We start from the raw sequence: 680 nt of genomic DNA on the forward strand, positions 1-680 counted from the left end.
CTAACGCTAATAGTAACATACGCGCACATTTAAAGCCCTATATATTTATTAACGCCCGTTCTAACCGACTGATAATCAAACTTCCCCCATTACGCATGATTTCAATATTAGCTACTACGGAAATAGAAGCTTGTACTCTGCTAGCAGGCTTTCCTTTGGTATTTGCCTCATGCAAACCACTGGGGGAACTGAACCATGTTTAATACTAATAATATTAAGAGTACTGAAGATATTGAAAACTACTGTGATATCTTCTATTCCGACATGGCGAGTGTTGTATCAGTACTGGATACGGCGGATATGAGTGAACAAGATATTGAACTACTGGAAGAAGCCTGCGAAGCTAACAGTGCTGGGCTCTGCCACGGGTTACATTTTTTGGGAGATACTCTTGTCACTTTTGCCGCTAATGACGTGGTGGAATTCACCCCAGAAAGTCTTTGTCAGTTAGGTCATTGTCTGGTTGCTATCAGCTCACTATTGCCGATGTTGTTTACTCTGTATCAGAAAGCCAATAAAGAAACTCAGCTACGCAACCTTTAACTCTGAAATAGCCTAAACGCTCATTATGCTAATCGCTTCCACTTGTAATCCCATGATCTACAAGTGGATGCCATCCACGTACATCTTATATTGCTTTAGAATCATCCCCGATATAGTCCGTAACTGCACGGAATTGG

At 41.3% G+C, this 680-nt stretch carries 2 protein-coding genes; both read left to right on the forward strand.

Annotated elements, in window-relative coordinates:
• On the forward strand, positions 1 to 203 hold a 203-nt coding region (locus V2H77_RS00200; RefSeq protein ID WP_341497198.1), incomplete at its 5' end, for a hypothetical protein.
• Positions 196 to 543, forward strand: a complete 348-nt coding sequence (locus tag V2H77_RS00205; RefSeq protein WP_341497199.1) for a hypothetical protein — start codon at positions 196 to 198, stop codon at positions 541 to 543. The genes V2H77_RS00200 and V2H77_RS00205, both read left to right, overlap by 8 nt.
• The last annotated feature ends 137 nt before the right edge of the window (positions 544 to 680 follow it).

The sequence above is a fragment of the Photorhabdus sp. P32 genome, assembly GCF_038085095.1.
GTDB lineage: Bacteria > Pseudomonadota > Gammaproteobacteria > Enterobacterales > Enterobacteriaceae > Photorhabdus > Photorhabdus luminescens.

Coding starts and splice junctions, on each gene's coding strand:
- V2H77_RS00205 (WP_341497199.1), top strand. CDS start 196: ATGTTTAATACTAATAATATTAAGAGTACTGAAGATATTGAAAACTAC.